Annotated in this window: 25 protein-coding genes, 1 pseudogene and 1 riboswitch; of the genes and pseudogenes, 3 read left to right on the top strand and 23 right to left on the bottom strand. The window is 47.0% G+C overall.

The genetic code is table 11. The features are described from left to right. Positions 1-39 precede the first annotated feature (39 nt). From G519_RS0101575 to G519_RS0101540, 7 genes are all read right to left on the bottom strand, one after another. Positions 40-501, bottom strand: a complete 462-nt coding sequence (locus G519_RS0101575; protein ID WP_127527844.1) for a hypothetical protein — start codon at positions 499-501, stop codon at positions 40-42. A 578-nt stretch (positions 502-1079) separates the two neighbouring features. Beyond that, entirely contained in the window at positions 1080-1715 is a 636-nt protein-coding gene (locus G519_RS0101565) for a LuxR C-terminal-related transcriptional regulator (protein WP_029193175.1), read from the bottom strand. A gap of 615 nt (positions 1716-2330) precedes the next feature. Continuing rightward, positions 2331-2966: a response regulator transcription factor gene (locus G519_RS0101560; protein ID WP_029193174.1), complete on the bottom strand. Its 636-nt coding sequence runs from the start codon at positions 2964-2966 to the stop codon at positions 2331-2333. Positions 2967-3051: 85 nt separating this feature from the next. After that, positions 3052-3137: riboswitch (cyclic di-GMP riboswitch) on the bottom strand. A gap of 87 nt (positions 3138-3224) precedes the next feature. Further along, entirely contained in the window at positions 3225-4010 is a 786-nt protein-coding gene (locus tag G519_RS0101555) for an enoyl-CoA hydratase/isomerase family protein (RefSeq protein ID WP_029193173.1), read from the bottom strand. Positions 4011-4131: 121 nt separating this feature from the next. Beyond that, on the bottom strand, positions 4132-4368 hold the full coding sequence (locus tag G519_RS0101550; RefSeq protein WP_029193172.1) for a YbfB/YjiJ family MFS transporter: 237 nt from the start codon (positions 4366-4368) through the stop codon (positions 4132-4134). Positions 4369-4396: 28 nt separating this feature from the next. Further along, a complete protein-coding gene (locus tag G519_RS0101545) occupies positions 4397-5548 on the bottom strand; it encodes an ABC transporter permease (protein ID WP_029193171.1) in 1152 nt (383 codons plus the stop codon). Continuing rightward, positions 5529-6320: an efflux RND transporter periplasmic adaptor subunit gene (locus G519_RS0101540; RefSeq protein ID WP_029193170.1), complete on the bottom strand. Its 792-nt coding sequence runs from the start codon at positions 6318-6320 to the stop codon at positions 5529-5531. Before G519_RS0101540 ends, G519_RS0101545 begins: the two co-directional genes overlap by 20 nt. 180 nt (positions 6321-6500) lie before the next feature. Between G519_RS0101540 and G519_RS0101535 the strand changes: the two genes are divergently transcribed. Next, positions 6501-7073 carry a TetR/AcrR family transcriptional regulator gene (locus G519_RS0101535; RefSeq protein ID WP_029193169.1) on the top strand — a complete coding sequence of 191 codons (573 nt, stop codon included), beginning with the start codon at positions 6501-6503 and terminating at the stop codon, positions 7071-7073. A 97-nt stretch (positions 7074-7170) separates the two neighbouring features. On the opposite strand, the pseudogene G519_RS41320 reads toward G519_RS0101535, so the two are convergent. From G519_RS41320 to G519_RS0101455, 13 genes and pseudogenes are all read right to left on the bottom strand, one after another. After that, positions 7171-8329, bottom strand: a pseudogene (locus G519_RS41320) (IS3 family transposase). Between the two features lie 119 nt (positions 8330-8448). Continuing rightward, positions 8449-8778, bottom strand: coding sequence for a four-helix bundle copper-binding protein (locus G519_RS0101520; RefSeq protein ID WP_029193167.1), 330 nt, complete (start codon positions 8776-8778; stop codon positions 8449-8451). A 64-nt stretch (positions 8779-8842) separates the two neighbouring features. Further along, positions 8843-9499, bottom strand: a complete 657-nt coding sequence (locus G519_RS41315) for a DUF1541 domain-containing protein (RefSeq protein WP_064743382.1) — start codon at positions 9497-9499, stop codon at positions 8843-8845. A 15-nt stretch (positions 9500-9514) separates the two neighbouring features. Next, complete coding sequence (locus G519_RS0101510) at positions 9515-10474, bottom strand: F510_1955 family glycosylhydrolase (RefSeq protein WP_029193166.1); 960 nt, start codon at positions 10472-10474, stop codon at positions 9515-9517. Between the two features lie 46 nt (positions 10475-10520). Continuing rightward, positions 10521-11642: a sensor histidine kinase gene (locus G519_RS41310; RefSeq protein WP_051252989.1), complete on the bottom strand. Its 1122-nt coding sequence runs from the start codon at positions 11640-11642 to the stop codon at positions 10521-10523. Next, positions 11639-12331, bottom strand: coding sequence for a response regulator transcription factor (locus G519_RS0101500; protein WP_029193165.1), 693 nt, complete (start codon positions 12329-12331; stop codon positions 11639-11641). The genes G519_RS41310 and G519_RS0101500 overlap by 4 nt, the downstream gene beginning before the upstream one ends. Positions 12332-12362: 31 nt before the next feature. Beyond that, entirely contained in the window at positions 12363-12995 is a 633-nt protein-coding gene (locus tag G519_RS0101495) for a TVP38/TMEM64 family protein (RefSeq protein WP_029193164.1), read from the bottom strand. Then, positions 12992-13621, bottom strand: a complete 630-nt coding sequence (locus G519_RS0101490) for an NAD(P)/FAD-dependent oxidoreductase (RefSeq protein WP_029193163.1) — start codon at positions 13619-13621, stop codon at positions 12992-12994. Before G519_RS0101490 ends, G519_RS0101495 begins: the two co-directional genes overlap by 4 nt. Before the next feature lie 18 nt (positions 13622-13639). Further along, positions 13640-16072 carry a heavy metal translocating P-type ATPase gene (locus G519_RS0101485; RefSeq protein WP_029193162.1) on the bottom strand — a complete coding sequence of 811 codons (2433 nt, stop codon included), beginning with the start codon at positions 16070-16072 and terminating at the stop codon, positions 13640-13642. 96 nt (positions 16073-16168) lie between these two features. Then, positions 16169-16351, bottom strand: coding sequence for a copper ion binding protein (locus G519_RS0101480; protein WP_029193161.1), 183 nt, complete (start codon positions 16349-16351; stop codon positions 16169-16171). 23 nt (positions 16352-16374) lie between these two features. Continuing rightward, positions 16375-16698, bottom strand: coding sequence for a metal-sensitive transcriptional regulator (locus tag G519_RS0101475; protein ID WP_036631816.1), 324 nt, complete (start codon positions 16696-16698; stop codon positions 16375-16377). Between the two features lie 816 nt (positions 16699-17514). Then, positions 17515-18210 carry a class I SAM-dependent methyltransferase gene (locus G519_RS0101465; protein WP_029193159.1) on the bottom strand — a complete coding sequence of 232 codons (696 nt, stop codon included), beginning with the start codon at positions 18208-18210 and terminating at the stop codon, positions 17515-17517. A gap of 492 nt (positions 18211-18702) precedes the next feature. Next, positions 18703-19569, bottom strand: a complete 867-nt coding sequence (locus G519_RS0101455) for a DMT family transporter (protein ID WP_029193158.1) — start codon at positions 19567-19569, stop codon at positions 18703-18705. A gap of 194 nt (positions 19570-19763) precedes the next feature. Between G519_RS0101455 and G519_RS49820 the strand changes: the two genes are divergently transcribed. Together G519_RS49820 and G519_RS41305 are read left to right on the top strand one after the other, a co-directional pair. Continuing rightward, positions 19764-19940 carry a hypothetical protein gene (locus G519_RS49820; RefSeq protein ID WP_154669524.1) on the top strand — a complete coding sequence of 59 codons (177 nt, stop codon included), beginning with the start codon at positions 19764-19766 and terminating at the stop codon, positions 19938-19940. Between the two features lie 415 nt (positions 19941-20355). Next, entirely contained in the window at positions 20356-21300 is a 945-nt protein-coding gene (locus G519_RS41305; protein WP_051252988.1) for a DUF1259 domain-containing protein, read from the top strand. A 387-nt stretch (positions 21301-21687) separates the two neighbouring features. On the opposite strand, the gene G519_RS0101435 is transcribed toward G519_RS41305, so the two are convergent. From G519_RS0101435 to G519_RS0101425, 3 genes are read right to left on the bottom strand one after another with little or no spacing between them, the layout of a single operon-like run. Beyond that, the gene (locus G519_RS0101435; RefSeq protein ID WP_029193156.1) at positions 21688-22107 is read right to left on the bottom strand and encodes a chromate resistance protein ChrB domain-containing protein; all 420 of its coding nucleotides are present in this window, start codon (positions 22105-22107) and stop codon (positions 21688-21690) included. Next, positions 22104-22541 (bottom strand): Chromate resistance protein ChrB, encoded by a 438-nt coding sequence (locus tag G519_RS0101430; RefSeq protein WP_029193155.1) that lies wholly within the window; start codon positions 22539-22541, stop codon positions 22104-22106. The genes G519_RS0101435 and G519_RS0101430 overlap by 4 nt, the downstream gene beginning before the upstream one ends. A 13-nt stretch (positions 22542-22554) precedes the next feature. Further along, positions 22555-23757 (bottom strand): chromate transporter, encoded by a 1203-nt coding sequence (locus G519_RS0101425; RefSeq protein ID WP_029193154.1) that lies wholly within the window; start codon positions 23755-23757, stop codon positions 22555-22557. Positions 23758-23853 lie beyond the last annotated feature (96 nt).

Genomic DNA, 23853 nt, shown 5'->3' with positions numbered 1-23853 from the left:
AGTGATCCGTGAGGGAAAACGTATCTGCCACTGTGCCCTCTATGTTTGTTCAAAGAGAGCCTCGTCCTTCAAGTCCAAAATCGAGTTTTCCCCGCCGGCGAAAAGGTAAATCCGCTCCAGAACAAGCTTTCGTCTTTCATAATAGGTGCGGGGTGAAACGCCCAACTTCTCCATGGTATCCGCATTTGGCAGATGATGTCCATACCGTTCTTCGACAAATTTCCGTTCTTCCGGGCGAAGTGAACGAATAGCGCCTTCCAGCACTTGAACTTTTAATTGAAGCAATGGAATCTCCAATTCCCGTAACTGCAGCCGCCTAATCACTTCATTCAAGATGGCTTCATTTTTCTGTCCTTGGCCGTGAATGGCCACCAGCTCGAATTTTTGCGTCAAACCCGGAATATTCGCTAACTGTTCCTGCATCATTTCCAGTCGTGCCTTCCATTCCGGCAAGTCAGCCAACCAGTTTTCAACTTGACGATACGGAATGCGTTTTTTCAACGCCCCCACCCTCTCTGCTGTGTTCTTCGATGCACTTTGACATGCGAATCGTGACGCATCAATTCTTCGTAGTAGGCAAGGGGTGGGTTGACTTTCTTTTGCTTGTTGCGTAACTCTGACGAATGTCCATTGCCGGACGATGAAGCTTCTGCCTGAGTCGTCATTATAGGTGAATCGGTTTTTTTAGAATTGGGATCAACCATGTCTTTGCTCCTCTCATTTCATGATTGAGCGCGCCCTCAACCTGATTGTATCCCCGCTGCACCGTTCCCGTTAGTCCGATCTTTTTGTAGCACCTTTTTGAAAAAGGTGCTATTTTTTTGTGATACCTCCCTTGGGTATACCCTGGTTTTTTCTCTTCAAACTAAGGGATTAAATGATAAGTGAAACAGGGGTATGATTTTGATAGGTCACTCCAGAACACGTGAATGGTGAAAGAAACATCCTTAACAGGGATGTCTGCGAACCACTTTTCCTGCTGTGGCATGATATCGTTGGATGAAAACCGAACAACATAAAAGCGCCCCATTAAAATGAGACGCTGTTACGTTGGCCTATGCGGTTGACAAAATAACATCCTATAAAATTCCTTTCATACTCGCTTTCTGGGCCGCTTCCTTGCTGGTATGGACCTGCATTTTTCGGATGATTCGACTCACATGCTTCTTGATGGTACTCTCGGAAATATGCAAATTCTTCATAATCTCCGACTGCGTAGATCCTTCATAGATAAACCGAAGAATACTGGACTCGGCGGCTGTTAGGCTTGTCCGCAGTTCCATTTGCTTCATCCTGATGAATTCTTGACGCAGAACACCCGCTGCAACGAAATGAATGGAAGACTGCTCCCCATGGACCGCTCGAACGGCAGCGGGAATATCTTCCGCATGAGCTTGAACAATATAATCGGTGACGCCGTTAGAGAATGCCTCCAGTATGAATTCGCGATGATCCATAAAAGTAAACATGATCATTTTGGCCGTATGGAGCGCGTGGATTTCCAAGGCTGTGGCGATGCTGTTTAACCCATTGCCGTTAAGCATGGCGTCCATTAGCACCACATCGATTTCAAGCATCCGGACTATATGTAACGCATCCTCTTTTGTTTGCACAGTACCGACCACTACCAAATCCGGTTCCCGATTTAAAAAATGCGAAACCATTTCTTCCCAGCTCGGATCATCTTCAACAAGCAGTACTTTGATCCTTTTCATTTTACACCACCCCTGACAGGTGATTATGTTTCTATTCGCTTCAAGTGGCAAAACCTCCATTAAACTTCGTCGATTTTTTGCCATTATAACTTCCTGTGTAAAGCTCGAACAAGAACAAAGGCAGCGTTTTCAATATGCATTAAGAATTAACCCACTATATCAGAACGATAAAGTTATGTACCATCTCCATAAACTCTCCCCCTTTACTAAAGTGGCTTTATGAACAAAACATCGGGTAACCATGATGTCGATTTCTGACACAATGATCTTGGAAAACAGAGAGACCTTAATCCCGGATTCCTGACCAAAAGTCAGATGAAACAGGTGCATTTTCCCTATAACCACTTGTTTTGTTCGTATAACTATTGTACTAGAAAATTCTATCTTCGGGGAGGATAAACTTTCTGCTACCCCTCTTCGATTCGTGTCGAAAGCTCTTTATAATACCAGAAAGAAGGAATATTATGCGATTTTGGTTTTGAAGTCGAAGTGAAAAAGATTGGATAGCTTCCATGTTCTTAACGTGTCGATTTGTGATCACAATCGGCAACAAACCGATCTGAACAAAACGAACCAATTTTTTGAAACCAGGCTACTCATCTTTTTTGTTTATGATCACAATAGGCCTCTGCGTTTTATTTTATCTGCCACGTCTCTCCCTGTTCTGCCGCCAATTTTTTTGATCAGTTGCCGGATATGGAACTTCACGGTATTCGTGGTTATGTTTAACGCCTGAGCCGTCTGTCTTCTCGTATAGCCATTTCCCAGAAAAAGTAAGATTTCCTTTTCCATCGGGGTCAGGAGCTGTTGCAGTTCTTTCCTTCTTAAATGAGCGACTTCTCGACGCAGCGATGCCGCGGCGTCTGGATGAATGGAGGCAATATTATGGTGAGCATCCCGAATGGCGGAAGGGATATCTTTGTAATGTGTTTTATTCACATAGTTCAGTACGCCAATCGTAAATGCGTCGATAATGACATCCCTCTCTTCCACCGAGGTCAGCATAATAATCTTCATTGGTTTGGTGTTCAGCATCTCAATCGCCGTATCCAATCCATCATAGTATGGAGGCGTCAGCATTGCATCGAGCAACACCACATCGACATCATGCAGTTTAATGACTCGGATCGCCTCCTCCTGGTTCATAGCGACCGTCACCGATAAATCCGGTTCCGTTTCCAGGTAAGTGGTGAGGCATTCCAAACAAATCGAATCGTCTTCAACCAGTAAAATACGTATTTTAGGCTCCATAATCTACGCCTCCCTTTAAAAGATGCCTCGAACTAAAAAGAAAAAGACACGTACCCCAAGAGGCAGTGTCCAACTGCAAATCCGTTAGGGTAACCCGGCGGTCATTGCATTTCTGCAGTAGATCCGTGGCTTTGCGTCCCTGTCTTTCGATCAGGTTTGCCATTTTCCTATTTTATTCGATATGCTCAATAGGTTTATTTTACCATACGAGATATGATTTAACTATATTTTGTTCAAATCTGTAAGTTATTCGATTAACTATCTTCCTATAAATGATGGTTGGGTCTTTTCTAAAAATGATTTAGTTCCTTCTCTGAAGTCCTCTGTGGACGCTATCAGACCGAAGTAATCTGCACCGAGAAGAGCGGACTCTTCTAAAGTTAGATTACACCCCCGATGAATTGCCTCCCAAGTCATTTTTACTGCGATAGGAGCCTGAGACAGAATTTCTAGGATAAGAGTTTCTGCTTCTGATAGTAATTTATCAGGCTCAGCAATCCTATTAATGAGTCCTATTCTGTAAGCTTCGTCTGCGCTTATCGCGTTTCCGGTGAGCAACAGTTCTGCAGCACGTCCCTTACCTATAAGTCTGGGAAGCCTCGTAGTTCCTCCAAAACCGGCAACAGTTCCAATACGGACTTCAGGATGTCCTAATCTAGCATGATTAGCGGAAACACGGAGCGCGCAAGATTCAGCTAACTCAAGCCCGCCTCCTAGTGCGAAGCCATTGATAGCAGCAACAACTACTTTCCCCAATGACTCGATTTTATTAGTAACCGTAACAGCTAGCAGAGCTAAATCCCTTACTTCGAGAGGAGTGGCTCTATTGAGAAACTGAATGTCCGCACCTGCGGAAAATGCCTTTTCACCGGCACCGGTAATTATCACTGCCTTTACACTAGAATCAGTTTTGACCCTGTCCAAGATGGACGAAAGTTGGTCAAGTACATCTCGGTTTAACGCATTAAGTGCTGCCGGCCTGTTTAGTGTAATTCTTGCGATTCCATTTTCTTCAGTGTAGATTACGATATCTTTGTTTAACATCTTAACTCCTCCATTCGCTATTTAGTCTACCGACAAAAGCTCAGCGGCAATTTAGGTGCTATACCCAACTAAAACTGTCATTCTTTCTTAAATGAAATCTCTGTTTTGGTTTGACTTACCCTTAGTAAAACAGTTCTATCAGTAATAGCATCCCTGACAACAACAATAAAGCGGAGTAAGTGTGCAAGCTATTTGTTAGTGCGCCTGCACCCACCGGACCGATTATTTGACCAACTCCATAAATCGCTGTCAGGTTACCGATTATTCTGCTACTTCGGCTTGGATCAATTTGCCTGCCGATAGTTAGACCGCAAAGGCACGGCCTAGGCAAAACGTTGTCCTCCGTTTGGTTGAACATTTGCGCTCCCTCCTTTTGGGGATATGTATTAAAAGGATACTCCTTGGTGGACTGTCTGCCTGACCATCCTCATCTCCTTAACCGAGAGCAAGCCCAGCAAAAAAACAACGAATCCTATAATAATAAGCAATGCCCCGATTTCCACGCTGTAAGAGAGAAGCGACTCGCCGCGCAAGGCCATGCCTCTAAAGAGTTTGTTCAGCCAGTTCATCGGCAGCGGCATTGCGGTCCACTGAAAAAATTTAGGGAAAATGGACGGAGCGATCTGAATGCCGGTCACAAGGAAAGACGGATATAAAATGATACTCGTACGAAGGGATATTTTGCTCTGATCCTTGACGGTCCAACTGACGAGCATGCCCAAGAGAGACATAGCGAGCGTATAGAAGAACAAGGGAAGGATAAACACATAAGGCGCCGCTTCAAAACGCAAACCTCCCAATTGCTTCAATAGTCCGTAGCTGAACATCAAAGAAACAGCGGACAGGACCGCATATGGAATGGCCCTGTACAGTAGTCGAATCGGATGGGCGGCTTCCTCCGCCATCTTGCCCTCCCGGCGCAGGCGCGGTCCGACCGCGCCTGCAGCGCTTGTTGTGACCATAAGTACGACGATATTGACGAATCCGAGCACCATGGAATTCATAAATGAACTTGTCGGATTAAACAGAAAGCGCTGCTGCATGGACAATGGGACCAGAATGCCAGCGGTTGCGGAGGCATCCAGGCCTAGTGAGCCCAACTTGGCGGCCGATACCGACGTATTCTCCGTGGCCACGATCTCCTGTATAGCTGTCCGGATATTCGTCAAGGCGGATGGCATCGCATTGTCCATCAGAAAACCGATTGGGACCGATTTCCCTTGGCTTCGCTGGCTTTCAAGCCCTTCGGGCAATACCACCACCGCGACCTCTTTTTCATTGGCCAGCAGCGTTTCGGGAGTCTCATGATTCGGATTGACCCGCGTTACTTTCATATATTGCGATGAATCGATCTTCTCAATGATTTGACTCGAATAAAGGGAATGGTCCAAGTCGATCACCGCTACCGACGCTTCACTGATTTGGTTACGGGAGAACATCAGCCCGAAAAACAGCGCAGCAACAAGCGGCGCGGCGAGAATCGAAATCCACGCCTTCCCGCCAGTAGCAATATGCCATTCATCGATCAACGATTTCATTGAGGTTTACCTCCATCGTAAGACCTGGAACAATGGAACCGGTAGAATCGACATGGATGCGAAGCTGGAACATGTTCACATCCGCAAGTCCTTTCTCTCCACTCATCTTCAAGGCTGCAAACTGGGAGGCGGGTTCTACGCTATCCAGTTTTCCGCTTACTTGTTGATTGTCAAGAGCCGGGATCCTTACCGGAATGGCCTCGCCCTCGCGGAATTTCTGCACCTGAGTCTCATTCACATACACGTTCGCATATAACCTGTCACCTTGGACCGAGACTGCGGGCGTGCCGGATGCAACGAGATCGCCTGTCTTGATGGAAATCTTGTTGACATGCCCGTCCATGGGCGCCGTCAATTCCGCTCGCACCTTTTGCACTTGAAGAAGTTGAAGCTGAAGCTGAAGCTGCTGCTGCTGTTTGTCTATTAGCCCGAGCATTCCTTTAGCAGCCGGGTTCTTGGGGTCCAACTGTCCGGACTGGACATCCAGCAATTCCAAATTCACATTGGCTTGCCGAATTTGCAGATCTGTTTCCGTCGTATCCAAGCGGGCAAGGAGATCCCCTTTCTTTACGGCTGCCCCTTTCTCCACCTTGATCTCCGCTACCTTGCCTGAAATTCCTTGGAAAACCGCATTCGCCTGATCAGCCGTTAGTGTCGCCTGTTTTCTCGTTTCGGCTCGGGCCACTGCGTCCTTTCCGTTCATTAAAAGCAGCACACCTCCTCCTACCAGTAGAACGGCCAAAATGGAGATTACTACGATTTGCTTCTTCATCCTTCTCTCTCCTCCTAATCTGCGGGTTCCATTGATGGCCTTCGCCTTCTTTTCTCCGCTAAATATGATGATCATAATATATTATAATCATCATATATAAGACCGTCAAGGCTCTGTACAGGTTTGACAGCCATTTATATGACGGTTATAATATTTAAAAGAAAATTCGAGGTGAACGGAATGCCGTATCCGCAAAAACACAAAGAACAGGTAAGGAAGAATATCCTGCGGAGCGCATCCAAAGCCTTTCGCAGACATGGCATCAAAGAGGTCAGCGTCCCCTCGATTATGAAAGGCGCCGGGTTGACGCACGGAGGCTTCTACGCCCACTTCACCAATAAGGAACAATTAGTAGCGGAAGCCTGCAGCGGCACGATTGAGGAAACAATTGCTTTCTTGAGCCGACTGGCGGACGAAGCCCCTAACGAACAACGACTGAAAGCAGTAATTGAATTTTACTTAAGCGAGGTTCACCGGGACACTCCGGAGGATGGGTGTTTGCTGCCAACGCTTTCCAGCGAAATTAGCCGTTCTACACCGGAGATTAAAGCTGCATTTACAGAGCAGCTTCGTCATTTTCTGTCGTTCATGTCCAGTCTGGTCGGTGGGGATCAGGAAAAAGGCATCGCCTTGACAGCTTCCTTGGTTGGTGCCATGTTGCTGTCTCGTGCCGTCAGCGATACCAAATTCAGCGAATCCATTTTGAAGGCCGTTTTGCAGCAGACGAAAACAGCCGCTGCAGCATCCAATTGAGACCCGGAACCTGCTATGATCATTCCCATAAGTGTAAAAAAGTCCCCGCCTTGATCGGATGTACTGAACCCCGTTGGTGGGACAAAGAAAAAAACACCTAGCTTACCTGTTGCCTGTAATCTACGGGCGACAGGTAATTTAATCTACCCTGAATCCGTTCGTGATTGTAATAATGGATGTATTCTCGCACAATTTCCATTACAATGGAATTGGTCGTTTTATTTATTTCTTGTGAGTAGAATGCTTCTGATTTGAACTGTGAATGGAAGGATTCGATTGCGGCATTATCGTGGCAATTGCCCTTACGGGACATACTCGTGATAATGCCTTTTTCTTTTGCATAGCGCTGGAACGCGGTAGAAGTGTATAAACCGCCTTGGTCGGAATGAAGAATGGTTCCATGCACTTCACGTTTGCGGCAAGCCTCCTCAAGCGTTTCAATCGCTAGGGCTAGATCTTGTCGTATGCTGACTTTGTAGCTGATAATTTCGCGTTAAACGTATCGAAAATGGAGGAGAAATACAGCATCTGATCCCCAAAGGGTAAATATAACACGTCGGTAAACCATTTTTGGTTTGGAGCCGTGGCTTTAAAATTTCGTTGAATGCGATTCTCTGCTACAATTGCCTCCTGACCTGTCAGGTATACTTTCTTGGCCCGTTTCGCTTTAGACAGCAAGTTGTTTGCTTTCATTAGGCGCAATACCCGCTTGTGATTAATGCGCGCCTTAAGCAGCTTGCGCAAGGTGTCCGTTACCCGCCGATAGCCATACCGTCGTTTGTGCTTCTTACAAACGACGATCATGGCCTGCTCAACTTCATCTTTGGTATCCCAATCCTTTTTCTTCCACCGGTAATAGGTTGAACGGGGAATTTCTAATAGTCCACACAACTCTTTCACGGTAAAGCTGCTTTGCAACTGTTGAATGACAGTGACTACTGTTTTTGATCCTACCCCCTTGAAATTTCCACGAACTTTTCCAGCACCGCCACCTTTGCACGAAGGTGCTGAATTTCGCGTTGCATTCCTTCTTCTTTACTCAACTCCTCAGGACCATTTACGTATGTATATGGTTTCCCGATCGGTTGACTAAGTCGGTGTTCCTGTCCATTGCGAATCCACCTCATCCATGTTTTGATTTGCAATTTGTTCTTTATCCCCAGGCTGTCCATAATCTGCTGATTGCTGTAGACTTGCTGTTTCATTTCTATGGCCTTGCGCTTGGTCTCTTCCGGATAATGCACTTTCTTTCCCAAAGCAAACACCTCCTCAGAATCTATAATACGATTCAGGGAGGTGTTTTTCCTTGTGTCTCACTTTCCGGGTTCAGTACATGCTCTAGGGGGTTAATGAAATAGTTGACGGCACCAAATTATTAAGCGGCCATGGCCCGGCAAGCTTTCGCACAGGAGAAGCACGCTTCAGCACAACGTTGACAGTGCTCGTGTTCATGCTTGTTGCATTCATTCCCGCAAGCCTCACAAACCTCCGCACAGATACGGCAGATCTCTTTCGCGTAGGAACTGTTCATCGACATCGCTTGCACGGCGAAGGCACAAATGTCGGCACATTCCCGGTCCAAACGAATACATTCTTTCATCATTGCGACATGATCTTCTTTTAAACAAGCATCATAACAGTGATTGCACGCTTGCATACAACGGATACATTCCTCAATGCAGGATTGAAATTGTTCGTGTGACATGGGTGGTTAGCCTCCTTTTGTTTCTTCTATTGTTTTTTACCCCTTACGGGAGAAAAACCGTCAATTAATGTTTCATGCCCGGCATGTTGCTCATATCATGGCCACCACTGTTACCGGTATTTGGCTGTGACCCCGATCCCGCCGGTGAAAGTTCAGTGTCGGTTACCCATTTATGATTTTTCACGGGCTCCCCACCTGTGGTCGGCGTATAATCGACCATATAGACCGTCGTTTGCTCTGCTGAATCGATGGTACCCGTCGCACCTTTCATCCCTGGCATGTGATCAGCCTCCAAGGTAACCTGTGCGCCCGGTTTCAGAGCTTCCGCGCCGGGATTTTTCAATTCTTCGTGAATCACCCATTTATGGTTCTTTACCGGATCTCCACCTGTTGTTGGCGTATAGGACACCGCATAGGCTGTCGTATCATAAGCTCCAACAATCGTTGCTGTCGCACCTTTCATCCCTGGCATGTGCTCGGTTTGCATAATCGCTTGACTGCCGACCTTAAATTTTGGATTCTGGTCTTCCTTTAAGCCAGCAGGCACTTCGCCTGAACCGGAATGATTCATGCCGGAATGATCGGTCTGCGCGTTATCGCTGTTAGTAGGTGCTGGCGTCGTCGTATTGTTGGCAGGAGCCGGGCTCGTTGTATTATTTCCACATGCAGTTAATACAGCAATCATCACAGCAGCAATGATCAAAACCAATTTTCTTTTCATGTCAAAATCCTCCTATTATGGATTGATAGCTTGTCCTTGGTTGGCAATTTTTTTCCAATCAGTCCCATAATCAGCGGACACATAAACATCTTTTTTTTCGGTGGCCAAGGCGAGCTCTTTCGGATTCGCCGGACTTCCCGTTAGGTACGATATCCCGTCACCGTTTTGCACCGGCGTTTTCATCGTGACCCGTTGTTTTGTTTCCAGATTAACGCTGATCAGCTCTAATTTGCCGGTACCGATCAAAAGCTCCCCTTGGTCCGTAAAAGCAACGGCAGAAACCGGCTGGTCGGTATAAAGAGCGGTAAACGTTTGGCCGTTATCCCTTGAAACATAAGCGCCCGAAGTTGTGCCGATCGCCACAATCGTGTCCTGTGTCGGATGCGCCGCAAGCGCGGTAATCTGTCCAGAGACACCGGACATTGGGCTGCTCACCCTAGTCTTGCCCTCATCTCGACTGTAAAAGAGCCCCGCCTGCTTCATTTTCGAATTTGGCTCGGGATTCAGCACATAAAGGGTATGCGTGCGATAACTCACGCTCATGCCATGAAGGTCCACTTCGCCCTCCAAAGCCAGAACGGTAATCGATTTTCCTTCATCGGTACTTTTAATTAAACCCATGGGATTTTTGTAGGTGGAACCGACTGCAGGATGACCGCTGCTGTAAAATCCGTTATCGGCCATCGAAAAACCCATGTAATCATGCTTCTCCCCTGGGGCGTCACTCCACTTGCCATCGGCATAGACTTTTAGCCCGTTATGTGCCGGGATGAAAAGACGTTTGCCGTCGCTGGAATACCCAAGGCCATGAATGTGTGTAAATGCCAGCCCTCCCGTATCGTGAGCGCCGTGCGGATCGTCCGCCGTTTTCTTGGAACATGCTATGAATGCTGCGGCAATGACAACTGCCAATGCCAGTAGGATGATTTTTTTCAGGAAAACGTCCCCCCTAAAACTGATTTTCTCTATATTCATCGTCGCGCCAAATCAGACGATTGGCAAGATAGTATAAGTTTACCCATCACTTGTGAAGATCCTGTGTAGATGAGCAGATGTTGGTTAAAAATAAACGGTTTTCTTTCGGAAGTCGGATCATAAACGTGGTGCCATGCGTACTTTCTGCCCACACCTGCCCGCCATGAGCGGTGACGAGCTTTTTGACGATGGTTAACCCCAAACCGCTGCCGCCGGTTTTCCGATTACGTGATTTGTCCCCCCGGTAAAATCGCTCAAAGATATACGGTAAATCCTCTTGCCCAATACCGCTGCCCGAATCCTGCACGCGAATCAGTACGTCTTGTTCTTCCTCGGCAGCCTCAATCTGCACCTGTCCATGTTCCGGCGTGAATTTTAGAGCATTGCTAAGCAGATTCACGAAAATTTGGATCATACGATTCCGGTCCGCAAAAATTTGAATATTCGGGCTACAGCGAGACGCAAGCCCCACGTTTTTTTCCAGATAAGCCGCAGCCACGAGATCCACCCCTTGGGCAAGTATCGCATTGAGGGGTTCTCGCTTTCGTTCCAATTGAAAAGCCGGTGAATCCATATGCGTTAAGTCTTCCAGTTCAGCTACCATTTGCGTGAGCCGTTCAATTTCTTCGAAACACGCATGGATACGCTCCGGGGTTGGTTCCCAAACCCCATCTTCAAAGGCTCGCATATGGCTTTTCAGCGTGGCCAGCGGCGTGCGAAGTTCGTGCGCAATGTCTCCGGTCATGGTGATCCGAAGCTGCTCTTGTTTATGCAGCTGCGCGGCCAGTTCGTTCAGCGAAGTGCCAAGCTCTGCAAGTTCGTCATTGCCGCCGATCATAACCCGCGTATCGAGCTGCCCGTCCGACATCCGTTCGGCAGCCTGTTTCATGTCCACAAGCGGCCGGGAAATCCGTTTTGCGATATAAAAACCGATCAGAACCGCAAGAATGATCGAACCGGCGAACGTCAACATAATCGATTGGAAAAGCGCCTGCTCCAAGTGATAATCGAGTTGCGACACATCATGGTTCATGCCTGCCGCTTGGTCATGGAACATGGAAATATGGTAATGCGTGGCGATAATCACGCTTAAGGTCGAAATGAGCAGGATGCACGTCGCGGTACCGATAATGATGAAAGCCAGGCGTGTGTGCAGTCGCTTATTCATGTCGTGCCCCCTGCAAACCGGTAACCTAGGCCGTATACGGTCACAATATACTGCGGATTCTTCGGGTCCGGTTCAATATTGTGGCGTATGTTTTTTACATGCTGATCGATGGTCCGCATATCGCCATCAAAGGCGTAGCCGAGTACCTTATCGACCAATTCCTCACGCGTAAAATGCCGCTGCGGATATTTGGCCAAGGCAAGCAGCAGCTTATATTCATTCGGTGTTAAATTGACCGGTTCTCCATGGCAGAACACCGTATGTTTCAGCGAATCAATGTCGAGATGGCCATCGTTAAAGGATAACCGGTCGGCAAGCAAATGACCGTCATCCGTTCGGCGCAAGATCGCCCGGACCCGGGCCACGACCTCACGCGGATCAAACGGTTTGGTCAAATAATCGTCCGCCCCCATGGACAACCCTTTGATTCGATTGTTTTCAGATACCTTTGCGGTAAGCATCAGAATGGGTACCGAATTCATTTTCCGTATCGTTTGGCATACCTGCTCCCCATCCATATCCGGAAGCATCAGATCGAGTATCACGAGATCGACGGACTCCCTTTGCAGCGCCTGCAAAGCTTCACTCCCTGTCGCGGCTTCCACCGCCTGAAAACCTTCTTTTTTCAGATAGGAAACCACGACATCCCGAATTTTTCCTTCATCATCCACCACCAAAATCGTCTTCATCAGGGCCTCCTAAACAAAAATGATTTACGGCTCACCCCGCGTTGCTGCTTTCCCGCTTTCGCAGCCACCAATACACAACAAACACCACCAGCAGAAAGACAGCGTAGATCAATGATGTCCACAATACATTGCCGAGATCGGAAAGCAGTTGATCGCCAATAACGGCAAATACAAACATCACCGGTATTTTCCCGATCAACGTAGCGGCCATAAATGTGCCAAACCGCATTCGACTGATGGCTGTATAAATATTGACGAAAGCAGCAGGCACAAACGGAATCAGTCGGGCGAGTAACACTGCAAAAAACGCATTGCGCTCCATTAAGGCTGTAAATTGGTCCACTCGTTTGAATTTGGCCAAGAGCCTCATTCCTTGCTCCTGAAAAACGACCCTCACCAACAAAAATAGCAGACCAGCAGCAAGGGTAGAGCTGAGGATATTGAATACCCCACCTAAAAAGGGGCCATATTTGGCCCCTATGATTCCGGCAACCACGCCATAAGGAACAACAGGAATAAGGGCGAGTAATACGGCTAAACCAAACAGCAGCATGAGATGATTGGCGCTATCATCATCCAACCACCGAAGGATCGGATCTTTGTTTAGGATGATGACGATGACCCCGATCACGTAGCCGAGAAATAAAAGCCGTTTCTTCATCATCCGTTGCCGCACGCCGTCATATGTTGAAGTTCCGCTATCGTCAGGCGTTCAACGAATCTCGAGAATTTTTCTTTCTTTTTCCCTAACTCTTGAAAAATCGCAATTAGACGTGTAACGAAGGGGATAATCCGATCCTCCGGAATGCCAGAAGCGTATAACTGGCCGAGACGGGATTTGATACCCTTGGCTTCACCGCCGACATAGATATCATACACGTCGTTCATCTTGACTACCGCAATATCTTTGAGAAGCGGCTCACTGGTTCCGAGTGCGCATCCGGCATACCCGATTTTTAAAGGACTTGGGACTTCTTGGCCGACAATGGCCTGATCAAGCTGTACCGCCACGTTAAGACCGGCATCGTCGGCTCCCCTGCAAAAATTGCAGGTGATCAAATTTTTCGTATAAAATCCTGCAGGTTGGATGTCTAAACCGGCTTCTTTCAATTGGACTTGTACAGTATCGATCCGGTCGTCCTGCATCTCCACATAGAGCTGTTTAAAGGTCGTCAGCTCAATTTTGGCATCATCTCCCACAATGGAACCCAGTACAGCGAGTTGCTCCGGCTTAAAAAGCGAGCCGCCTTCCTGGAACCCCGGTGACACCGCAAATTTCTTGTAAGCCAATTCTCCCCACACTCCTTTTTACAATTTAGCCCGCTGCAGCCGGAGGGCATTCAGTACAACCGAAACCGAGCTGAACGCCATCGCCGCCCCTGCCAGCCAAGGAGCCAAAAATCCGGCCGCAGCAATCGGGATGCCGATCACATTATAGGCAAGTGCCCAAAAAAGGTTTTGCTTGATATTGGTCATCGTTTTGCGGCTCATCAAGATGGCATCCGGAACGCTGTTCAGGTCGCCGCGCATCAGTGTCACATCGGCAGCTTCCATGGCCACATCGGTGCCGGTGCCAATGGCCATGCCAATATCAGCCGTAGCCAGTGCCGGGGCATCATTGATGCCATCGCCAACCATGGCCACTTTCTGGCCCGCTTGCTGCAATTTCTTGACTTCATCTGCTTTGCCCTCGGGCAGCACTTCCGCAAGCACCCGGTCGATCCCGACCTGACGGGCGATGGCCTGGGCGGTCCGTTCGTTGTCGCCGGTGATCATCACCACTTGAAGTCCCAGCTCTTTGAGTCGCGCAACGGCGGCTTTGGAGCTCTCCTTGATCGTATCGGCCACTGCCACAATGCCCGCATAATGACCATCAATTGCAACGAGCATCGCGGTTTTTCCCGATTCTTCAAGCTCATTCATCCGCTCGTAAGCCGTCTGCGCGTCAATCTGATTTTTGGCCATCCATTTTCGTGTTCCAATGAGTACCGCTTTTCCTTCGACAACCGAGCGAATACCAAACCCCGGCACCGCTTCAAACGCCTCGGCTTCCGGAAAAGCAATGTTTCGCTCCCGAACACCAGCGACAATGGCTTCCGCAAGCGGATGCTCGGAGTTTTTCTCGGCTGCCGCCACGAGAGCAAGGAACCGGTTTTCATCCATGGATTCCGACACGATCACATCGGTGAGTTCGGGTTTGCCTTTGGTTACCGTACCGGTTTTATCCAGTACAACGGTCGTAATTTTATGCGTCGATTCCAGGTGTTCGCCACCTTTGAACAAGATGCCGAGCTCCGCCGCGCGGCCGGATCCGGCCATAATCGACGTAGGTGTAGCGAGTCCAAGTGCGCAAGGGCAGGCAATCACAAGTACCGCTATGGCTTTTTCGAGCGCACCGGCAAAATCATCAGGAGCGACACCGAAATACCAGACAAGGAAAGTGACTACCGCGATCCCAACGACAATCGGAACAAAGATGCCGGAAATCACGTCGGCTATACGCTGGATCGGCGCTTTCGAGCCCTGTGCTTCTTCTACGACTTTGATGATTTGCGCAAGCGCCGTTTCTTTACCAACCTTGGTTGCCTGAATGCGAAGCATACCGTTTTTATTGATCGTCGCCCCGATCACCGCGTCGCCTTGCCGCTTGCTTACCGGGAAGCTTTCGCCGGTCAGCATCGATTCATCAACCGAAGATGAACCTTCCAGCACGATACCGTCAACCGGCACTTTTTCACCGGGCTTCACGATCACAACATCACCTGCAGCCACGTCCTCGATTGGAATGGCCACTTCCTGACCGTCTCGCACGACCAACGCTGTTTTGGCCTGCAAGCCCATCAACGTTTTAATGGCTTCCGATGAACGGCCCTTCGCTAATGCTTCAAACAGTTTACCAAGCACGATCAACGTAATGAGTACCGCACTGGTTTCGTAATACATGGCTTGCGCATGATGGGCATGTACGTCATTTGCCCACTGAACCGTTAAATACAAACAATAGAAATAGGCGGCCGATGTGCCAAGCGCCACCAATACATCCATATTGGCGCTGCCACCCCGCAGCGCTTTATATGCGCCGACATAAAAGGGCCGTCCGACGATAAATTGAACGGGCGTGGCCAAGATCAATTGAAACCAAGGATTCATAAAAAGATCCGGCACCCAAATCCAAGCCGTAAACGAAAAGTGACCGACCATGGCCCATAACAGCGGCAGCGACAAAATGGCGGATAGCAGGAACCGCTTTTGCTGCGCCTTAATTTCTTTCTTCCGATGGTCTACCGCCTCTTGCTGATCCTGTTTGAGCGCTGCCTTGTATCCGATCTGCTCCACTTTCTTCACCATATCCGAAGTGGACACTTCGGCCGGCGAATACTCAACGTGCGCTGTCTCCAGCGCCAGATTAACGGTCGCTTTTGACACGCCCGGCAGTTTGTTTAGCCCCTTCTCAATCCGAGCCGCACACGCAGCGCAGGTCATGCCGCTAATGTCGAAATCCACAGTATCTTTTACGGTATCGTAGCCAATATCTTGAATTTTTTTCTCGATCAAGGGAATATTCACTTTATCCGGATTGTATGTAACGGACGCCTGTTCAAGAGCAAAGTTCACGTTTGCATCCGTCACGCCTTCTAGTCTGTTTAAGCCTTTCTCGATCCGGTTGGCACAAGCGGCACACGTCATACCCGATATTTGCAACGTCGTTTGCTTGTTTTGCTGTTCTGCTATGTTTTGCATAATTCCCACCTCTTTCATACCCCTATAGGGTATATAAATTGGTAAAAAGAAAGGCCACCATTGGCGGCCGTTTGCTTGTTAGGCTACGTCATACCCTTATTCTTCAATCGCTTTTTTTACGGCATCCAAGGAGAATTTATTTTCATCGTATTCCACCGTCACCGCGTTATTTTTCAAGTCCACATGAGCCGAACCGCCGATTTCTTTGACGGCTTTCTCAATGGAATTTACACAGTGTTGGCAGGACATCCCGTTTACTTTCAGCGTTACTTGTTGCATATAAAATCCCTCCGATAGTTGTATTATTTCATTAATTTATTAACCGTAATCAAGAGTTCGTCAATGACTTCACTTTCCCCGGCCTGGATACGTTCCACCACGCAGCTCTTCATGTGTCCTTCGAGCAGCAGTTTGCCTACGCTGTTCAAGGCCGACTGAATCGCAGCGATCTGGTTCAGTACATCATCACAATAAGTATCCCGCTCGATCATGCCTTTTACTCCGCGAATTTGGCCTTCAATCCGATTCAGACGGGAGATCAAATTACCCTTCGTTTTGTCCGAATGATGGCTCTTTCTTTCGCTGTCCGCAGAGCAACAGGAATCGTCGGTTTCGTTTATTACCACTTCCTCTTGGTTCGCCACGACTTATCACCTCACACCCAAAATATACAATATGTCAAGGCAAATGTTTTATTTAAATGCTCCCCAAAAACAAATGACGCTACACGTTAAACAATGACGTTCTTACAGCTGTCGGTTGACAAGAACTTGATGTCATAAATGACAAGAACTTTATCTCATTCCTGATTAAAAGTACGTCGCGGCGAATGTCCAACCATCCCTCCATTGATTGCACTTAATATGCCTTTCACTTGAGATTGTGATGTTCTCGTCTGCCTTCCCTCTATTTCTGAACGGATAATTGAGTACTTTCTCATGGCATGGCTATACCTCCAAAGGACAAGTTCTTATTCTAAGATTTGAGCGAGCCCCCGTGATGCGCCGGCACCGAAGCGATAGCGAAATGGCAATGATGGGTGAGCTGCGCTTTCAAAAGCCTTTGCTTCCCTGCGAGTCCCGTTAAAAATCCCACTGGAACCCGGCCTCCTTTGCCGGGATCGCTTGGGATTTAGGGACGCTGTACCGGGGGATGATATGACCCTTCCAAACCCTGCCTTGGCTTAAAGCCAGGACAACAATGCTTAAGCAAATAAAAAACAGTCCTAAAAAGGACTGTCTCAGACGGCATATGTATGAAAATTATCGTGCATTCGGAAATAAGCGGCTTCCGGATCACTGGCCACAAAATATTGTATACTGATTTAGGTCTCGCCGCTCTTAAATTTATTTTTTTGCTTTGTTTGCACACTTCTGCCATACGCTTAAAATCAGGTACTTTTTTTTACTTTTCTTCAGATGCCAAAAGCTTTCGGTCTGAGGTCAATAAAACCCCTCGTTAACAGCACGCTTTCTAGCGAATAATTCAAACATATTACCATAGAAGGGGAATTTTAATCTGGCTCCGAACAAATTAAAAATGAAAAATAGGAAATCTCGAATGGGTCTTGCATAGGGTGTATTAAAATAAGGTTTATTAATCTCTAAAATATCCATATTCATCCGTTCCAACAGTGTCCGTAATTCTTTATCTGAAATCAAATAGTGTTTTATATCTTTTTCTAAAAAAGGAAGATTCTTGAATAATTTATAGTAAATACTCGAAGTATTTGGCGTCGCTAAAAAGGCTATGATACCACCTCTTTTTAGCATCATATTGGAATACGACAATATTTCCGTTGGTTCCATATAGTGCAAACTGCCTCTAAAAACAATAAGATCAAAACTTCCCTTCTCACAAGAGTTAATGTCAAAATTAATTCCTTTCTGGATTGCTATCTCTTTCGCAGATTTGGAGACCTCAATTCCGTACTTTTCCCACTCGTCCCCGAATAGTTCAGAAAATGATCCAATTCCGCAGCCAATATCCAAGAGGCGTCCTTGTGGGGGTAAATATTTTTTCAAACGATTATATTCGTGATTATAGGCTTGTACTCGCCGTTTATATTTGTCGCTGGATGGATCTAAATAAGAACTATAATCAAAATCCCCATCCAAAAGTTCCCTTTTACCGGACATATTAGTGGCACCTCTTCACAATGAACTTGGATAAATTGTTGTTTTGTCTGCACCGCTTCGAAATAAGTAACTTTATTCCGACCTGGTCCCTTGCACTTCGGCCTCTAACGAGCCAAAAAATCTATTTAATCCCTGTCCCATCAACTTTATACTTACTTACCGCCAATCTTATTTTCACCTCCTCACTAATAGCATATGTCGTTCCTTTGTTTCCTGAGATAATTGAGGGAATCCATATTTTTAGGCAAAAACTAAGTTATTCAACCAACGACATATAAGTATTGCTTGCTTCCTTGCTTTTGATAATGCTTGAATCGACTCTGTCATGCGAATGTCCGTGTCCGTCCGGACCATGATGATGTCCGATACCCATAGTATCACCTCTTTTAAATTTGATTATATCCCCCCCGGGGGATATGACAAGAGAAAAATAAAAGCGTTCGGTTATTTAGAGGTGAATGAACGCCTTTTATAACATTTTTTGTGATCCGGTTATTTCTTCTCATCCAAAGCAAATCCACTAATACCAACGATCATTAAAATACCGCCGATGATCACTTCTTGCGTTAAGCTTTCTCCAATCAGCAAGACCGCTCCGATCACACCCCACAGCGTTGATGTTGACGAAATAAGCCCCGTTCGGGCGGCGCCTATATGCCGCATAGCGATATAGAAGAATGCCAGCGATAGTCCTAAGGAAATTGCGCCACTGGCAACAATACCGGGTACTACATGCCACGAAACGAAAATTGGCTGTCCATAACAAACAGCGAGTATCCCCATCACTACACCGGCTACAAGAGCTTTAACACAAACGAGCGTCACCGCAGGAATGTCTTCCCCCAAGAGCCGGCCGAAGTTATTTTCCGTTGCCCAACCTAGATAACCAAGTGCAATCAATAAGTTTCCTAGTGCGTTTGAAGAAAACAAACCGGTGCCCGACCAAGACATCCATACTGCACCGGCAATAATCGCAACGCTTGCAAAAATGGTTTTTCCACTGAGTCGCTCTTTAAAGAATGCAAACGCTAAAAAGGCAGTAAACACCGCTTCTATGTTGATGAGAAGTACGCCTTCGACACCGGATGTGAGCAGTAGCCCAACAAAATACAGACTAGGTCCGAATACCGAGCCGGCAAGCAGCCATAACATCATGGCCAGAGGACGTTTGAAATTCAGTCCACTGTAACGCAGCGCCCAAGGAAGCAGTGCAAGACCTGCGGCAAAATACGTCCATGCACCGGCTGTGAGCGCGGGAACATCCTCAACAAGCAGCCATTTATTCAGTACAGTAAAGAGACCAACTAAGGCTGCCGATGCTAGAGCAAATAAGTAGCCCAAAAAGCGATTCTTAACCAAGGGGTTTCCTCCGATACTTTATTTCCATTTACTGATAATATCATCCCTCTGTAGGGGTTATTTCAACACCCTCAAAGTGGAACATAAGTACGGCAAGCGTTATTCCTTTTTTTGTATAAAATCGAACGACACGGGTAAATTATACGCTGGTAAACGGTGGTTACACATAAAATTAAGGAGTGTAGTAATCAGCTATGGTTAACCAAGGCTCAATCGTACAAAAAAGCCCGATTGGGTTCGATTCTGCCAAGGTGAAGCAAATCACGGATATTCTCAATCCGGATTTAGCTACATTGTTTCAGTTGTTTGAACTGTGGGAGAAGCATCAATGGTATGTCAGGGGCAGCGAATACAAGGAACTTCACTCGTGATTTGACGCCTGGGCCGAACATTCGTTGCAGCACGCGGATGCTGTTGCGGAACGTATTGTAACGTAGGTGGCGTCCCATTAGATCCCACCGCACTTCCGCAAGCAGCGGTGTTTCAATTTGAGCCGGCAGGAGTTCCCGCAATTCGTGAAATGCTCCAAAGTCAATTGAATGCTCTGAATCAGTTGTTCCCAAAACTGCGAAATGATATCACGCAGCTTGATACGATCGGGGATCCCGCCTCTGCCATTTTGCTGAGGAATATTTTGCTCGAGCATGAGAACTTTGTAAAGAAGATTTCCCTACTTGGAGAAAGCCGGGAATCGTCTACGAGCTGACTCAGGGGCAGCCATAAACTTTAGTTCGCGGGGTGGGGGGGCAACCAACAGGGATGTCCCCCATTCTGCAGGAGGCACATATGAAAAAACTCACCTTATTTTTGTTGATGATTACGGTCGTTTTCTTTCAGCCGTTTAACTTGCCGACGGTTGATAAGACCTTCGCTGAAGATATAGGTATCGAAAAACAACCTGACTGGAAGGCGCTTGAACATATTTTCAGTCGAAAGGGCACATTGCAGGACGGCGTGTTTAAGGTTACGTTTCCGCGAGCTGATTTAAAAGTAAACGTTGGCGACGTTGTGGTCGAGCCGGGCCTTGCCCTTACAGGCTGGCTCGCTTTTCAGCCACATGGAAACGCAGCGATGATGATGGGTGATCTCGTTCTGCTCGATACGGAAGTACCTCCGGTAATCTCGAAACTAGGCAGCAGCGGCATCGACATAACGGCTTTGCATAATCACCTTATTAACGAAATGCCAAGCATCATGTTTTTGCATATTGAAGGGCACGGTGAACCGAAGAAGCTTGCCGGGAACGTGATGGCGGCTCTCGCTCAGACGCGTACTCCGCTGACTCAGCCTTCTGCAGTCCAACAACCTTCATCATTCGATTGGTCAAAAGTCGAAGCTATTATGGGGCAGAAAGGTCACCGCACCGGAAATCTTATACAGTTCAACATTCCGCGCACAGAAACCATAACGGAAAACAAGATGGTAATCCCGCCAACGATGGGAGTAGCTTCACCGATCAATTTTCAATCAGTTGGTAACAAAGCGGCAATAGTGGGAGACTTTGTCCTTTTAGCAAACGAAGTTAACCCGGTCATTCACGCTTTGACTGAACACGGTATTACCGTTATGGCAATCCACAATCACTTTCTGGTTGAATCTCCGCGACTATTCTTCATGCATTTCTGGGGATTTGACGATCCTGAAAAATTGGCTCGAGGTCTGAAAGCAGCATTGGAATGTCAGCTTCGTGGGCAACATCAGCGAAGCTTATATTCCTTTGCGGAAAACTAACGGTCAGCTTTTAAGCGTTAGGATCGTTAGAGTTGTCGGAGGTGGATTGCTGATGATTTTTGGTGTTCTGATATTTTTTTGAAATAATTGAGCCGTATTCCTTAGAGTAAAGGAACACGGCCTTTCTATTTTCGTTAAAATGTTGGCGGTAACCCAAAATTGTGAAACCAAGTAATTAACATTTATATCCATACGTTTGCGGATGGTGTTAGCTACGCTGGTACTACCCCAAATAAGCTGCTTCCGTATCGTTGTCCACAAATTTTTAAAAAAAGTTTTAGAGTCAATGTCGGTATGAAGTGATCTTTTAGTTGAACAATCAAGGTTGCATTTAGTGCTAAAAAGGGGCTGCTTTCCTGCTCTTTGGACTCTATCAAAATAATGTAACTATGGTTTTTCTTGAATTAATTGGGCATATAATGCCTCATAAACCTGATGACCTTTGTCAAACGCTTCAAGGTCATTGTTACTTATTAATCTTAGTCCCTGACAAATGGAATCCAAGCCGACCGCAATAGGCTCTACGGATATTTCCTGAAGGGTATCTGCTTCGTCAACGATCCGGGCTATGCGCTGTAAGATCGGATCATTGAATTTGAAGGATTGAACCATCGTATAAAAGCTGCAGTGACCCCGATAATGCGTGTACTTCACGCCAGGAATATCAAATCCTTCTGCATCCTCCGGGAGTTCTGCGGACCCGGCGGGTATAAACACAAATTCAGCGGCCGGATCAATGAAACGCCGGATCAACCAAGAACAGGCCATGCGATCCACGCCAACATTCTCCCACGTTACCCATTTCATTCTTCCAATCCTCCTCCTCTGCCTGTTACAAGCAGTTCTCGAACCCTATCACCAATCTCCGAATGAAAGTAATCATACTGACGTATTTGCTGATAAGCTCGTGATGCCGCAGCTAGGTCCGCTTCCGGCTGACTCAATTGCTCTATAATGGCGGCGTAAGCTGCATTGGCTTGTGATTCAAATTGCTGGACAAGCATTTCCTCTTGGCCCATAAGAAGTGAATCAGCCTGCCATACTTGGGCTTCCCCGCCTAACTCTTTTATTTCGGCAGCAAGCCACTGAAAATGCTCCTTTGTCTTTGTTGTTGAAGGCAGAATCCATACGGCATCATGCCACAGGAAAGCCCCCAGTTTTTTCAGCTTACGCCAAACATATACTCGGTTTGACGTTGGTTTGGGTGGGACTTTATATACCAATAACAGCCATTTCAGCATCAGACCCTCTCCTTTAGTGCGTTAAAGGATAAACAATCAACCCAAGGATTGCAGCACCGAGCACAATAACCGGCTCTGATGCTTTTTTTACCTTCCAAAGTAAAAACAATGTAATAAGGGCAAAGAGCAGCGTTGGGATATCAATAATGGACCGCTTACCCAGTACAAAAACAGCCCCAGCTATCGCTCCGCAAGCCGCAGCAGTAACTCCGGTTACGAAATCCGCAATCCCCGGACGTCTGCCGTATTTCTTGAAAAAGGGTGCTGGGATGATCGTTAGAAGAAAGGCGGGCAGGAAAGTTGCCAAAGCCGCAATGGTGGCCCCTGAGAATCCTGCAACAAGATAACCGATGAAGCCCGTTGTGATAACGACAGGACCTGGTGTAATCATCGCAACGGCAACAGCATCAAGAAACTGATGGTCCGTTAACCATTGGTGCTCTTTAACAACACCCGAAAACAAGAAGGGAACGATTGCTATCCCACTGCCGAATACAAATGCACCTGCTTTAGCAAAGAAGAGAAAAATTTCCCACAGTGTTCCGGAGCCTGCGGCAGAAACCGTTCCGTTGGCTACGTAAGTGGCAGATTCCGCTGACATTCCAAATAGAGAGAGGTTTGCCTTACCCGGCCACTTTGGAGGCGACTTAATCAGCCAGTAGAGAACGCCCGACCCTAAGATCAAAAGCACCTCTTCTGTTTCGGACCAAGCCGTATAAACTGCTGTGACCAAGAATATGGACCAAAGAACTTTGTCTTTACCGATGGTCTTACTTGTCAATTTGTAGGCACTGAATGCGATAATACCGATGACAGTGGAACCTACAGCATAGAAAACTGCCTGCATCCAAGATAGGCCCCCGAACTGCTGATACGCCCATCCAAGGGCAACTACCATAAAAAAAGACGGCATGACAAAGGCAATAGCAACCAGTGTTGACCCTAAGACTCCATAATGGACGTATCCTAAATAAAAACCAAGCTGAGCGGCCAACGGTCCCGGTGCCAATTGGGATAAAGCAAGCCCATCTTTGTAATCATCATTGGATATCCACCTCCTATTTTCCACCAAATCCCTGAACATGTATCCGGCCAAAGCGACGGGTCCACCAAAACCGATGGTTCCTAGTTTGAGAAAGTAGAGAACCAACTGCCAAAGTGTATAGGGGACGGCCTCCGGTTTCGTTTGCGTTTCTTGAATAAGCGGTTTCGACATGCAGCTTCCTCCTGAAAATATAATGTAACCATGGTTACATTATATTCCCAAGGGTATAATACCGCAATAATTATTTGGTTCCTTTTGAAGACAGAT

This window comes from Paenibacillus alginolyticus DSM 5050 = NBRC 15375 (genome assembly GCF_000422905.1).
Taxonomy (GTDB): domain Bacteria; phylum Bacillota; class Bacilli; order Paenibacillales; family NBRC-103111; genus Paenibacillus_E; species Paenibacillus_E alginolyticus.
This window is presented reverse-complemented; position numbering and strand designations above follow the sequence as displayed.